The organism is Saccharospirillum alexandrii (assembly GCF_043641555.1).
GTDB classification, from domain to species: Bacteria; Pseudomonadota; Gammaproteobacteria; order Pseudomonadales; family Natronospirillaceae; genus Saccharospirillum; species Saccharospirillum alexandrii_A.
The window spans coordinates 475,884-488,947 of the sequence record NZ_JBHZRJ010000004.1 but is presented as its reverse complement, the minus strand read 5'-3'; the positions used below and the strand labels follow the sequence as shown (position 1 = coordinate 488,947).

At 56.7% G+C, this 13,064-nt stretch carries 12 protein-coding genes; 5 read left to right on the top strand and 7 right to left on the bottom strand.

All coding sequences use genetic code 11. From position 1 onward, the window contains the following. Positions 1-22 precede the first annotated feature (22 nt). Positions 23-601 carry a hypothetical protein gene (locus ACHUE7_RS16785; RefSeq protein ID WP_394171029.1) on the bottom strand — a complete coding sequence of 193 codons (579 nt, stop codon included), beginning with the start codon at positions 599-601 and terminating at the stop codon, positions 23-25. Positions 602-1,118: 517 nt separating this feature from the next. Here ACHUE7_RS16785 and ACHUE7_RS16780 point away from each other — a divergent pair. Continuing rightward, positions 1,119-1,712: a LysE family translocator gene (locus tag ACHUE7_RS16780; protein ID WP_394171028.1), complete on the top strand. Its 594-nt coding sequence runs from the start codon at positions 1,119-1,121 to the stop codon at positions 1,710-1,712. On the opposite strand, the gene ACHUE7_RS16775 is transcribed toward ACHUE7_RS16780, so the two are convergent. Together ACHUE7_RS16775 and ACHUE7_RS16770 are read right to left on the bottom strand one after the other, a co-directional pair. After that, a complete protein-coding gene (locus tag ACHUE7_RS16775; protein ID WP_394171027.1) occupies positions 1,674-2,531 on the bottom strand; it encodes a helix-turn-helix domain-containing protein in 858 nt (285 codons plus the stop codon). The two genes, ACHUE7_RS16780 and ACHUE7_RS16775, sit on opposite strands and share 39 nt — an antisense overlap. Before the next feature lie 103 nt (positions 2,532-2,634). Further along, a complete protein-coding gene (locus ACHUE7_RS16770; protein WP_394171026.1) occupies positions 2,635-2,943 on the bottom strand; it encodes a DUF6958 family protein in 309 nt (102 codons plus the stop codon). 195 nt (positions 2,944-3,138) lie between these two features. Here ACHUE7_RS16770 and ACHUE7_RS16765 point away from each other — a divergent pair, with 195 nt between their 5' ends. Then, entirely contained in the window at positions 3,139-3,564 is a 426-nt protein-coding gene (locus ACHUE7_RS16765) for a fosfomycin resistance glutathione transferase (RefSeq protein WP_394171025.1), read from the top strand. Then, entirely contained in the window at positions 3,565-6,153 is a 2,589-nt protein-coding gene (locus ACHUE7_RS16760) for a PEP/pyruvate-binding domain-containing protein (protein WP_394171024.1), read from the top strand. A 4-nt stretch (positions 6,154-6,157) separates the two neighbouring features. On the opposite strand, the gene gdhA is transcribed toward ACHUE7_RS16760, so the two are convergent. Continuing rightward, positions 6,158-7,507, bottom strand: a complete 1,350-nt coding sequence (gene gdhA, locus ACHUE7_RS16755; RefSeq protein WP_394171023.1) for an NADP-specific glutamate dehydrogenase — start codon at positions 7,505-7,507, stop codon at positions 6,158-6,160. A gap of 248 nt (positions 7,508-7,755) precedes the next feature. On the opposite strand from gdhA, the gene ACHUE7_RS16750 reads away from it, so the two are divergent. Beyond that, a complete protein-coding gene (locus ACHUE7_RS16750; RefSeq protein WP_394171022.1) occupies positions 7,756-9,333 on the top strand; it encodes an ATP-binding cassette domain-containing protein in 1,578 nt (525 codons plus the stop codon). 86 nt (positions 9,334-9,419) lie between these two features. Here the strand turns inward: ACHUE7_RS16750 and ACHUE7_RS16745 are convergent, their stop codons facing one another. Continuing rightward, positions 9,420-10,793, bottom strand: coding sequence for an MATE family efflux transporter (locus ACHUE7_RS16745; protein WP_394171021.1), 1,374 nt, complete (start codon positions 10,791-10,793; stop codon positions 9,420-9,422). Positions 10,794-11,078: 285 nt separating this feature from the next. On the opposite strand from ACHUE7_RS16745, the gene ACHUE7_RS16740 reads away from it, so the two are divergent. Continuing rightward, complete coding sequence (locus ACHUE7_RS16740) at positions 11,079-11,831, top strand: YdcF family protein (protein WP_394171020.1); 753 nt, start codon at positions 11,079-11,081, stop codon at positions 11,829-11,831. A 6-nt stretch (positions 11,832-11,837) separates the two neighbouring features. On the opposite strand, the gene ACHUE7_RS16735 is transcribed toward ACHUE7_RS16740, so the two are convergent. Both ACHUE7_RS16735 and ACHUE7_RS16730 read right to left on the bottom strand, forming a co-directional pair. Further along, entirely contained in the window at positions 11,838-12,329 is a 492-nt protein-coding gene (locus tag ACHUE7_RS16735) for a Crp/Fnr family transcriptional regulator (protein WP_394171019.1), read from the bottom strand. An 82-nt stretch (positions 12,330-12,411) separates the two neighbouring features. Beyond that, complete coding sequence (locus ACHUE7_RS16730) at positions 12,412-12,861, bottom strand: EVE domain-containing protein (RefSeq protein ID WP_394171018.1); 450 nt, start codon at positions 12,859-12,861, stop codon at positions 12,412-12,414. Positions 12,862-13,064 lie beyond the last annotated feature (203 nt).

The window sequence follows — 13,064 nt, the reverse complement described above, 5'->3', positions numbered from 1 at the left end:
AGACAGTGCCCTGGAAGAGCACTTATAAGTACCGCAAGGAAGCCAACACTCGCTCAGCAAGGTGGTGATTAAAGCGACCAGTCATCAAATAGACTTTTTCACTACCCTGCCGCTGAACAAGCAGCTGGTCGGAACGAATACCAGGCTCCGTTTCGCCCGGAATCCATACCGCTGTCACATCTTCTCTCCGGTAACTTTTACTTCTGTCAGTATCGATCTCAAACGCCCTAACGACACGACCGACCAATTCATTGGTCGTGTCCAGATCAGGACTTTCGACAGCCAACTGCATCAGACATGACAAACATGAATGGTATTCTTCACGGAATTGTTCGCTATCCAACAATCCAGGTACCAAATCATCTATACCTGCTCTCAGAATGGTTACCTGGTCTGCGTTGTCATAGATCGCGACAAATGCCAGATCTCCAGCCCCACCTCCCATTCCGGGACCAGATTCAACAAGCCCATCAATAGGTAGCATTACTTGTACATCGTTTACTGTGAGCGGAAGGCAATGCTCGCATTGAGCATTTGGCCATTGGTCATCTGCGAAGACTGATGATGAATATATTAGTAACGCTAAACTTAGCTTCCACACTCGACTCACTCCAACGTCAATTCTATCTTGGTTCTCAGGCTTGCGATAACTGCCAAACCGCAAATTCGAGACAATTCCTGGCTTCTAATATCCCGGATGAATTGCTTTCCCAGGGTCCTTGTAAGCCACCTAATATCAGGCCGACCCCCTGTAGGCTTTGGCACCCAGGTCATTGAATTGCTGCACAATTGAATACGGCCAAGCGCTTCATCGAGTACCTCCGCAGTTTGATCGGTTACTCTACGCGAATTGGGGAACTGATGTGGAATTCGAGCAAATCGGAAGAATGCATTTACAACTTCAATTCCCTGAGCGTTGTTGTCTGACATAGCAAATCTCCTTTGTAGTGCCCGGTTAGTATATCGAACCGGGCACTGTCGACTGAAACCTGGATCACAAATACTGCACCCAATGAAGCCCCGGCAGTTTCCGCCGATAAGCATTCACCTCAATTTTGTGCAATACCCTGACCCACCGCCATAGCAGACTGCAGCCATTGCCACCCAGGAGAATAGCAATGAGCCTTTCCATGATTCTGCCAATGTCAGCGTTTGCGCTGGCCGCCTCAATTTCACCGGGGCCGGTAAATCTGGTGTGTCTCACCAGCGGCACCCGTTACCCGCTCAGGCAGGGGCTGGTGTTCGTCACCGGTGCCAGTCTGGGGTTTATCGCCCTGTTTATCGCCGTCGGGCTGGGGCTCTATTCTATGCTGGCGGTCGTTCCCGGGTTACAGGAAGCGCTGCGCTGGGCCGGTATCGCTTTTCTGCTCTATTTGAGTGTTCGGCTGTTTCGGGACGATGGTCAATTGCCGGAGGGAGGCAACAACGAAGCGCCGGGCTTCATGACGGGAGCACTGATGCAGTGGCTGAATCCCAAGGCCTGGCTGGCTTCGGCTTCGGGTATCGGGGCTTATACCAACGGGCATGATATACAGCAGGTCATCCTTTTTGCCTTGCTGTATTTGCCCATTTGCTGGTTGTCGCTGGGGAGCTGGGTTTACGCTGGCGCGTTCCTGCGCCGTTACGTTCATCGCCCTGCGGTACTGATCACAATCAACCGGGCCCTGGCGATATTACTCGCCGCCAGCTGCGTCTACCTGCTGGTTGAGTGACGACTGGCGATACTGGTTCGGGGTGGCGGCGACCAGTCGCTTGAAGGTGCGCTGGAAGTGCGGCTGATCGTTAAAACCGGCGTTCAGCGCAGCCTCGGAGATGGGTGTGCCCCGCTTAAGGTCACGCTGGCCCAGTTGGACCCGGCGATTGATCAGATAAGCATGGGGCGTGAGCCCAAAATGCTGTTTGAAGGCACGAATTAAATGGCCGGGGCTGTAGCCCGAGCGATCACACAAATCATCCAGGGATATCTCGTCCACCGCGTGATCGTTCAGATAAACGGCGAGTTCCCGAAGAGAGGCGGGTGCATTGGGTATAGGCTCGGCCGGTTGACCGGCCAAGGCCTGCATCAGTGCAGCGAGGTACTCAACCACTTCCGTCTGTTTATCCAGCAGGGCTCGCTGCGGGTCCAGCAAACAATTGGCCATGCGGCAATAGCCTTCATACCAGGCGGCATCCGAAATAACCGGAGTAGAAATATCTCGCCAACTTGGCATATCCAGCAAGCCCGCCGCGTATCGAAGTTGTGTCAGCCAGTTGGCATCGACATACAGCATCAGATAGGCCCAGGGCTGATCTTCGATGGGATTACAGGCATGCACCCACCCCGGATTCATCAGCACCAGGTCCCCGGCACTGATGTTGTAACGATCATCGCGGTAATGAAACGTGCTCTCGCCCGCCGTGATGGCACCCAGTGACCACTGAGTATGACTGTGCGGCGCGTAACACACCTTGCGGCCATCATCGACCTTGCGCAATTCCACGTGGGGCATGCGCGAATCTCGCCAGAACAGAGGTTGGTTTGGATGTGTCATGGCCTGATTTACTCTGAGTTAATGGCCGAAAACGTAGTCGGCTTGCTTCAAGACAATAGCAACTCTGCTCCAGAACGGGCAAGCAGACCCACGGATAAACGACCTAAGACCCGCCCTTTAAATGCAGCCTGAGCGGTTTTGTATTCTCCCGGACGATAATGGCCTTGGCTTCCAGGTCCAACTGCACGCCTTTCAGCCACCAGCCCGCTTTGTCGCCACCCGGAAACAGGTCTTCGGGTAGCAGCGGCAACAGTTGTTGCTTGAGCTCGGCAACGGTCAACCCGGGTTCAGTGTTTGGTATCACCGCCAGCAGCGCAGTTTTCATCGCCTCATACTTGCGTTTATCCACCCGCACAACGTGACCGGGGCTGTTGATGTTTTCCATTGCTACCTTTTCGGGACTGCTGACCATCTGATGCTCTCCTTCGTGTGAGTTACTAACAGGCACGCAGAACCATAGCTTACTATTGTCGCTGCCCTGAATAGTCGAACAACCGGTCTTGAATTCGACACCCGTGACAGATAATTATAAAGAAGCCTCTGAGACACCTTCGATTCATTTTTCAGTTACCCTGAGCTTTATTCCTTTTAGCCACAGGAGCCCAGCATGATCACCGGCATTAACCACGTAACTCTGGCCGTCAGCGACCTTGAACGGTCATTCGATTTTTACGTGACGGTCGTGGGGTTAACACCGGTGGCGAAGTGGGCCAGAGGTGCTTACCTTGAAGCGGGTAACGACTGGATATGCCTGTCGCTCGACACCCAAACCCAGCCCGTCCCACGCGCTGACTATACGCACCTGGCCTTCTCGGTTGACCCCATGGCGTTTGAAACCTGTGCTGACGCCATTGGCCAGCACAAAGCCACGGTCTGGAAAGACAACAAAAGCGAAGGCGTGTCGCTCTATTTTCTGGACCCGGACGGGCACAAGCTGGAGATACACAGTGGCGATCTGGCGAGTCGCCTGGCGGCATTGAACGCGCACCCGTACAATGGACTTGAGCTGTATGCTCAGGAAGAAGGCGATTGAATGACGAACCACTCCAGGGTTTCCACCGGCCTACACCCGCTCGACCGTCTGCTCGATGACCTGCGCATTGGCGACAACGTCGTCTGGCGAGTCAGCGACCTCGATGATTACCGGCGCTTGGCCACACTTTTTGCCAAAGCCGCGGCCACGCAACACCGTGACATCATCTACGTGCGTTTTGGGCAACAAGCGCCACTGCTTGAGGCCGGGCCCGGTGTCCGGGTGGTGTCTGTCGAGGCGGAAGGCGGCTTCGAGTCGTTTACCCAACGCGTCTGGCAGTTGATTACTGATTACGGCGCCGGCGCCTTTTACGTGTTCGACAGTCTCTCGGAACTGCTCGACGCCTGGGCCACCGACACCATGGTGGGTCACTTTTTTCAGGTGGTGTGCCCCTACCTTTATGAACTGGACACCGTCGCCTATTTCGCCCTGAATTCCCGGCGCCACTCGCGTGCCACGGTGGCGCGCATTCGTGAGACAACCCAGGTACTGGTCGATATCCACCATCACGAGTCATCCCGCCAACTGCAGCCGGTAAAAGTCTGGAAACGTCACCGCCCGACCCTGTTTCTGCCACACCTCTGGCACCAAGACGATCGCTTCGAACCGGTGCTGGACAGCGCCTCTGCCACTGCCCTGCAAGCGGCCATCGCACAACAAAACAACGCCGACAGCCAACGTCTCGCGCTCGATTACTGGGAAACGCTCTTTGTTCAGGCCGAGCAACGCCTGGCCGAAACGGGTGAAGACGACACACTCAAAGAACGGATTCTGACCGTGCTGATCGCGCGCCAGCCACGCATGCTGTCGCTGGCGCGAGCCTACCTGTCTCTGGCCGATCTGGTCGGCATTCGGCAGCGGCTGATCGGCAGCGGGTTTATTGGCGGCAAGGCTGTGGGTATGGTGCTCGCCCGGGCGATTCTGGCTCGCGATGAACCCGAGTTAACCGCAAACAGCCTCGACCCACACGATTCATGGCACCTGGGCGCCGATGCGTTTTATTCGTTTCTGGTACACAACGACTGCTGGGTGCACATCGTGCAGCAGCGAACAGCGACTGGCGTCTACCGAGATGCACCCGCTTTGCGTAACGCAATTCTAAGCGGCACTTTCCCGACGGAAATTCGCCAGGGGCTGGAACGCCTGCTCGACTACTATGGTCAATACCCGATCATGGTTCGCTCCAGCAGCCTGCAGGAAGATGGGTTCGGCAACGCCTTTGCTGGCAAATACGAGAGCGTGTTTCTGGTTAACCAGGGCAGTCCGGACGAACGGCTGGCGGCGCTCGAACAGGCAATTCTCACCGTCTATGCGTCAGCTTTCAATCATGACGCTCTGCATTACAGGGAGCAACGAGGGTTGCTCGGCCAGGAAGAATCAATGGCCTTGTTGATTCAACGCGTCAATGGCTGCTACCACGCATCCTATTACCTGCCCGATGCCGCCGGAGTCGCGGTATCACGAAACGCCTACGTCTGGGATGAAAGCATGGACCCGGGCGCCGGCATGGTTCGCCTGGTGATGGGGTTGGGCACCCGGGCGGTGGATCGCATCAGCGGTGATCACGCCGCCATGATCGCCCTGGATCAACCGAACAAGCAGCCTTACCGGAACCGGGAAGAACGCTACCAGCATTCACAACATCAGGTGGATGTACTGGATATCACCGGCACTAGCCTGACCACCGTGCCGTTGCAACGCCTTGCGGCGGAGGCGATCGACCTGCCGTTTGACCATCTGGCAGAAGTCGACCGGGATGCCAGCCAACGCGCCCGGGAACTGAAACTGACCAGCCCGATCTGGCGACTGACGTTTCAGGCTTTGCTGAACCAGACAGCCTTCGTTACCGAACTGCAACGCTGCCTGCAGCGGCTGGAGCACGCTTATGGCCAACCGGTGGATACCGAGTTCACCCTGAGGCTCGATGATCAGGGTAGGCCCCATATCAACCTGGTGCAGTGCCGCCCACTCGGGACTCTGGGGGCAGAGCGCGCGGTAGAGTTCCCCCAGTCAGTTCCAGATGAACGGGTGCTATTTCAGACCCAAGGGCAGGTTATGGGCGGCACCATGGACTGGACCTTCAACCGCGTTCTCTGGGTGGACACAGAAGCCTACGCACCGCTCTCTCAATCGCAAAAGCAGTCGGTTGCCCGACTGATCGGAGACTGGAACCGGCACCTTGAACCCAACGACCGGGTGCTGCTGATTGGCCCCGGCCGCTGGGGAGCCAGCAGCCCGGAACTGGGCGTACCCGTGCGATTCTCGGATATCCACCGTGTGACGGTTCTGGCCGAGGTGGCCGACCTTGGGCGTGGACTGGTGCCCGAGCTGTCTTATGGCTCGCACTTTTTTATGGATCTGGTGGAAAACCAGACGGGCTACGTCGCGCTTTTCCCGCACGGGTCAGACCAGCGGGTTCAACTGGATCTGCTGACCGAACACCCAGGCCTGGCTCACCCGGAAGACAGCGAGGCGGGCCGGGATGAAGCCGTCGCGCGCTGCGTTAAGGTCATCGACGCAGGCGCATCGCCGCTGCGCCTGGTATCGGATGTGGTCACTCAGCGCTGCCTGTGCTGGTGGCCGACATGACGGGTTAAACCAGACCCATCGCATCCATGGCACGGGCGACTTTCAAGAAGCCGGCGATGTTGGCGCCGACCACGTAGTTACCGGGCGAGCCAAACTCATCGGCGGTCTCATAGGCCGACTTGTGAATATCGACCATGATCTGGTGCAAGCGGGATTCCGTGTGCTCGAATGTCCAGCAGTCGCGGCTCGCGTTCTGCTGCATTTCCAGCGCGCTGGTGGCAACCCCACCCGCATTGGCGGCCTTGCCGGGTCCAAAGGCAATGCCTGCCTCTGCAAAGATGCGCGCCGCTTCCGGTGTGGTCGGCATATTCGCGCCTTCGGCGACTACCACCACGCCGTTTTCGACCAGATTCTTGGCATCTTTCCCGTTCAACTCATTCTGGGTCGCACAGGGCAAGGCAACGTCGCACGCAACGCTCCATATATCCCCGTTCTCACTGTATTTGGCGCTGGTGCGGGTTTCGGTATAGGCACTCAGACGGCGACGCTCCACTTCCTTCAACTGCTTAACCAGATCGAGATCAATGCCCTCTTCGTCGACGACAACGCCACTGGAATCGGAACAGGCAATCACTTTGGCACCAAGCTGAGTAGCTTTCTCGATGGCGTAAATGGCCACGTTGCCCGAACCGGAGACCACGACGGTTTTGCCATCCAGACTGTCTTTTTTGGCTTTCAGCATTTCATCAACGAAGTAAACCAGTCCATACCCGGTCGCTTCATTGCGCGCCAAAATGCCGCCCCAGTCGAGCCCCTTGCCCGTCAGCACGCCGGATTCATAGCGGTTGGTAATGCGTTTGTACTGGCCGAACAGGTAGCCGATTTCGCGTTTGCCAACGCCGATGTCACCGGCGGGCACATCGGTATTTTCACCCAGATGGCGGTACAACTCGGTCATCAGGCTCTGGCAAAAGCGCATGACTTCCGCATCAGACTTACCCTTGGGGTCGAAATCGCTGCCACCCTTACCGCCACCAATGGGCATACCGCTCAGTGAATTTTTGAAAATTTGTTCGAACCCCAGGAACTTGATAATGCCGAGGTACACCGAGGGGTGAAACCGCATGCCGCCCTTGTAAGGCCCCAGCGCCGAGTTGAACTCCACCCGAAATGCCCGGTTAATGTGAAATTCGCCTTTATCGTCCTGCCAGGGCACTCGAAAAATGATCTGCCGTTCCGGCTCACAGATGCGCTGAATGACCTTACGGTCGACAAACTCCGGGTACTTGCTCATCACCGGCCCCAGCGTCTCCAGCACCTCCTGAACCGCTTGGTGAAACTCTTCTTCGCCCGGGTTTCGGTGCAGCACATCCCGGTAGATCAAATCCAGTTTTTCGTCCAAACGAGCAGACATCAAGACTCTCCAGCTAGGTGTTGGTTTCTGTTCGGCACCACGAGTACCGTTAAAAAATAGGGTGATTCGACAAGGCATTGCACCACAGGGGTCATTCAAAGCGCAATTGAACCGTGCGGGAAAGCAGCCCGAACGCACGTTCCCGCACAACGCTTTCTCCCCAATTGTGTCACCTACGTCGCATGAGCACGAACGGAGCACCATTGCGTGGCTAGTGAATCACAATCTGCAACACCCTCTTGGCAAAGATGAGCTTGATCACTGCGCAGGCTACGCCTAGCGTAACCCCCTTTCACCACAATGCGGGTATCGGCATGCAGTTTGAACACCTCACCGTCGCGGCGCCCAAAGGGCCTGCCTTGCACCTGACCGACTGGAGCCTGGAACCCGGCGAGCGCTGGGTGGTGCTGGGTGGCAATGGCAGCGGCAAAAGCACGCTGGCGCGATTGCTGTGTGATGAAATGCAGCCGGCGTCAGGCAGGTTAAGGGATCGGCCGAAGCGAGTGCACTGGCTGTCGCTGGAGAATCAGCAGGCGTTGTACGAACGAGAGCTATACCGGGATGAGACCGACCTGACCGATCACATTGATCCGGGTACCCCGGTGCGTGCATTGATGGAAGAAATTACCCCCTGGTCAGCCCGCCACGACGAGCTGGTATCCAGCCTGGGCATGAGCGGCTTGCTGGATCGCGGTTACCGCCTGCTCAGCTCCGGTGAAGGCCGCAAAGTCATGCTGGCCCGGGCCGTGCTGGAACAGCCGGATTTACTGCTGCTCGATGAACCCTATGAAGGGCTCGACCCGAAGGCGAGACACGATCTTGAACAGGCACTCGGACTGCTCGCCGAACAGGGCCAGTGGCTGATGCTGCTGATCAACCAGCGCCAGGACATTCCCGCCTGGGCCAGCCACCTGGCCTTGCTGGATCGCGGAAGGCTGGTGCTAAACGGTGTTGCCGATGAGGTTCAGGCCCACCCGGACTGGCAGGCCGCCCTCGCCTTCACTCGCGCCGATGCGCTTACCCTGCCGCCCCGTCAGTCGGACTTTCAACTCCCTGACTGGCCCGCCGATCAGCCGCTTGTCGATTTACAGAACGGCAAGGTGGAATACGCCACCGGCGTTCAGTTCGAGGGCCTGAACTGGCAACTGATGCCGGGCGAGCACACCCAGATCATCGGTCCCAATGGCTGTGGCAAGTCGACGCTGCTGAGCCTGGTCAGTGGCGACCACCCACAGTGCTACGCCAACCATCTGACCGTTTTCGGCTATCGACGTGGCCGTGGAGAAACCATCTGGGACATTAAAAAACACCTGGGGCTGGTCTCCGGCGCCTTGCATCGGGATTACCGCGTTGCTGGCAATGTGATTACGGCCGTGGTCTCCGGCCTGACCGATTCGATCGGGGTCTACACCAACACCGGCGCCGAAGAAGCCCACCTGGCCCACCAGTGGCTTGAACTGCTGGGGCTGGATCACCGCGCCGGCGATGCCTTTCGCAGCCTCTCGACCGGCGAGCAACGTCTGGTGCTGATCGCCCGGGCATTGATCAAACAGCCACCCTTGCTGATTCTCGACGAGCCGACCCAGGGTCTGGACGACGTTAATCGCTTTCGGGTGTTGGCCGCCATGGAGCGCATCCTGGATACTGGCCCGACCACATTGCTGTTTGTCAGCCATCGCGAGGATGAACACCCGGCGCTGATCAAAACCCGGCTCATTTTCGAGCCCAATGAGTCCCTCACGCCGAGCGTGAACGATGCGCCCAAAGACCCATCAGCAAGAACGAACTCCGGCTGGACAATCAACAGAGTAACAACAGCAGGGTAATGATCAGACCCGCAGGGTCTTTCTCAAACAATAGCGCCCGCACAGGATCGAGCGCTGCGGGTGCAAACACCCGCGCTCATAAAAGGTTAAGCGGCACGGGTGGTAACTGATTGACCAGTGCGCTCAAACAACGTCGTATTCGGAAAGTACCGCCATAAGAAGAATAACGCCAAACCGAAGGTCAGCCATTCGGCCAAGGGGATGGCAACGATAAACGGCTGTTTTGGCAGCAGCACGAAGAAGCTGATCAACAGCACTGCTGGCAAAATCAGGCCTCTGCTCATGGCAATCAGTGCTGACGCCACCGGCAAATGCAGTGCGGTGAGATAGGAGGTGACGATCATCGTCAAGCCATTCACCAAAAATACCGGCCATATCCAGCTTACTAATTCGACAGCCAATGCGATGACACTGGATTCGTCTTCCTGCAAAAACACCGTCACCAGTTGCTCGGTAAAACCGACCAGCAAACCGACAAAAATGACGGCAATCAGCATGGCATTCGCCGCACTGACCAACAGAAAGCGTCGAATACGATCCAGTTGGCGGGCTCCGAAGTTCTGGCTGACGAATACGCCGCCAGCATCACCGATGGAAAACACCATCATCATGCCGATCACCAGCAGATAGTTCAGTACAGTAAACGCCGCGACACCCTCGATACCGTAACGCAATACGAAAAGCCAGTTGAGCACCAATGCAATGATGGAGCCCGATACTTCATTCACAAACTCCGATAAGCCGTTAAAGGCAGACTGAAACAGCTCTCGCCAACCTTTTTGTTGCCATTTGAAGTACAGGTGTCGTTTGCGAAACCAGAAAAAACTGCACAACACCAACATGGGTATGGATTGTGAAATACCGGTAGCCCAGGCCGCGCCAGCGATACCCAGGTTCAAGTGGGCAATGAACAGATAGTCCAAACCGATATTGATGGCAGAGCCGATGGCGAGCGCAAGGGCCGCCAGAGCCGGGTAGCCATCGAGGCGGACAAAAAAGTACAGGGTGACGGTAAGCAGTTGCGCCCACATAAAGCCCATGGTGATGCGAAAATAGGTTTGCATCAGTGGCAGCACTGTATCCGTGGCACCTAAGCCACGCAGCAACGTCGTTTCAAACACCAGTGCCAAAGTAATAACTGTCGCTGCCAGAGCGACGACGGCCATCAGCGTTTTGGAGAAAATACCGCTGGCGGCAGCATAATTTTCTTCGCCGATGTATTTCCCGGCACGCACAGCGCCGCCCATAGCGAGCATGAAGACGAGGCCGAACAGAATGCCAAAGAAAGGTATGATGAGATTTACGGCGGCCAATGCGGTGGCGCCAACGTAATTGCCGATAAAAAGACCGTCAACAATATTGGCCGTCGATAGCGCCAACAGGCCCAACATGGAAGGTATCCACAGCCGGTAGAAGGTGGGTAAGACAGCGCTGGTCAGGGCATGGTTGGTGCGGGTCATGGGAAAGCATACTCATCGAACAGATCAAGGCAGGCGATGTTATCACGCAAGGCCCCCGCTGAATCGTGACAAAGGTAACCAGGTGCAGACATTGCAATGTTATTGACTGGCGCCGGGCCACTACCGACTGCCAACGGATATGCTGTGTGGGGGCAAAGTCTCCCCCAGACCGAAGCTTCTGTTATCGCAGCAATGTCGCTAAAGTGGCAACGCGACGCAATGCCGTCCGGCAGACACAATCGGTGTTAGCTTCGCAATCACACAGTTTTCTATCAGGGACGTCGAATGATTCTGCGCTATTTTCTAAAAACCCTGGCACTGCCACCGATGATCTCGATTCTGGTAGCCCTGCTGGCCATTCTGCTCTGGCGTAGGCGCCCTGTACTGGCCCGCACCCTGGCGGTGATCTCGCTGGCCAGCTTGTGGCTATTGTCGTCACCCATGGTCAGCACCACGCTGATGCGCTCGCTGGAGTCGCACTACCCAGTGTTGAGCCAAGCGCAGCGTGAATCCACAAAGGCAGAGGCCATTGTCATTCTGGCCGGTGGTATTGACAATGCTGCGCGCGAATTTGGCTTTCCGGTCAGTCAGGATCACACCCTGCTGCGTCTGCGCTACGGTGCCTTTTTGCACCGGGAGACGGGGCTTCCCATCATGGTATCCGGCGGGTCGGTATTCGGGGACGATGCCGCTACTTTAGCCGACGCCATGGCCAACGAACTGGACTTCAGCTTTCAGGTCGACACCCGCTGGCGGGAAGAACAAAGCCGCACCACGCAGGAAAATGCGGACTTCAGTGCTGCGTTACTGGAAGAGGCCGGCATTGACCATATTCTGCTGGTCACCGAGGGCTTTCACATGCCCCGCTCGGTTCGGGTGTTTGAACAGACCGGCCTGACCGTAACGGCCGCCCCCACGGCCATGACCCGGTACTTTGGCGCTCCGGGTATGGGCTGGTTACCTTCCAGCCTGGCCTTGCACCAGAGCAGCCTGGCGCTGCATGAATACCTGGGGATGCTCGCGTATCGCTGGCTTTAGTGGCTGCTAGATTTTGCTGCCGGGGGCATCGACCAGTTTAAAACTGGTGTGACGCAGGCGCTGACTCAACAGATGGGAAACTTTCCACAGCACGCGGAACGCCAGGTCTGGCTCCTCTTTGGCCATGGTGAACAGCTGGTGGCGCTTGGTGATCACAAAGGTGGTGGGTTCCATGGCCTCGGCCAGGCCGGAGCGAGGTTCGCCGTCGATCAGCGATTGTTCGCCGAAGGTCTGGGATTCCGACAGCACCACCAGCGGAATCACTGAATGGTCGGCACCGGTTTTGCTAATCCGCACCCGGCCTTTTACGATCAGCCCCATATAGTCGGCCCGGGCACCCTCGTAGAAAATAACGGTGCCTTTATCGACTTCGTAGGCGGTGAAGTAGGCGCCGAGGGTTTTGATTTCCTCCCAGGTAAAATCATTCGCCCAGGTCGTCTGGTCGATCAGTTCGGCGACCGCGAGGTTGGAGTAGTTGACGGGTTTTAACTTATCCATACCTGCTTAGTTTGCCCCACTGTGTGTTGCCACAGTAAACCATACCCCGCCGCTGCATTCGGTGCGCCTGGTCACACCGGGGTTATCGCTGCTCAAGGTGCTGCCATTCTGCATCCGTTACCGGGCTTACCGACAGCCTGGCCTGGCGCAGCAGGGCCATGTTCTCAAGTTCCGGCACGGCTTTCAGGGTTTTCAGGCTAAGAACCCCCGGCCAGTGCCTCACATAGCGAATCTGCACCACCGACCAGCGGTTGTTATCGGCCGAGCTTTTCGGGTCGTAATAAGGTGACTCCGGGTTTAGGGCATCCGGATCGGGGGCTGGTGCGCTGATCACCTCGCCCTCGCCGACAATGCCGGGCTCTGCACAGGATGAATGATAGATCAGTACCCGGTCACCCGGTGTCATGTCCCGCAGAAAGTTCCGTGCCTGGTAATTACGAATGCCGTTCCAGGGCTCACCTTTTTTGCCAGCAGCCGCCAGATCGTCGATAGAAAAGACATCCGGTTCAGTCTTTAGCAGCCAATTTGCCATCTTTTTGTCCGTTTGTGCGTTTTAAGAATAAAATACTTTGATTTTTATCACAGATTTGTCACATTAGTTGACAGATACTTCGCCACGATCCTGACAGCGCGTCAGAATCTGCGCTGTATCACAGTAGAACGCAGTACCACCGGTGTCGAGGCCGGGGTGAACAGACCGGTAAAACCGGCTAACCAACATCAATTATTAAAAAA

Coding starts and splice junctions, on each gene's coding strand:
- ACHUE7_RS16780 (WP_394171028.1), top strand. CDS start 1,119: ATGAGCCTTTCCATGATTCTGCCAATGTCAGCGTTTGCGCTGGCCGCC.
- ACHUE7_RS16775 (WP_394171027.1), bottom strand. CDS start 2,531: ATGACACATCCAAACCAACCTCTGTTCTGGCGAGATTCGCGCATGCCC.
- ACHUE7_RS16770 (WP_394171026.1), bottom strand. CDS start 2,943: ATGGTCAGCAGTCCCGAAAAGGTAGCAATGGAAAACATCAACAGCCCC.
- ACHUE7_RS16765 (WP_394171025.1), top strand. CDS start 3,139: ATGATCACCGGCATTAACCACGTAACTCTGGCCGTCAGCGACCTTGAA.
- ACHUE7_RS16760 (WP_394171024.1), top strand. CDS start 3,565: ATGACGAACCACTCCAGGGTTTCCACCGGCCTACACCCGCTCGACCGT.
- gdhA (WP_394171023.1), bottom strand. CDS start 7,507: ATGTCTGCTCGTTTGGACGAAAAACTGGATTTGATCTACCGGGATGTG.
- ACHUE7_RS16750 (WP_394171022.1), top strand. CDS start 7,756: ATGAGCTTGATCACTGCGCAGGCTACGCCTAGCGTAACCCCCTTTCAC.
- ACHUE7_RS16745 (WP_394171021.1), bottom strand. CDS start 10,793: ATGACCCGCACCAACCATGCCCTGACCAGCGCTGTCTTACCCACCTTC.
- ACHUE7_RS16740 (WP_394171020.1), top strand. CDS start 11,079: ATGATTCTGCGCTATTTTCTAAAAACCCTGGCACTGCCACCGATGATC.
- ACHUE7_RS16735 (WP_394171019.1), bottom strand. CDS start 12,329: ATGGATAAGTTAAAACCCGTCAACTACTCCAACCTCGCGGTCGCCGAA.
- ACHUE7_RS16730 (WP_394171018.1), bottom strand. CDS start 12,861: ATGGCAAATTGGCTGCTAAAGACTGAACCGGATGTCTTTTCTATCGAC.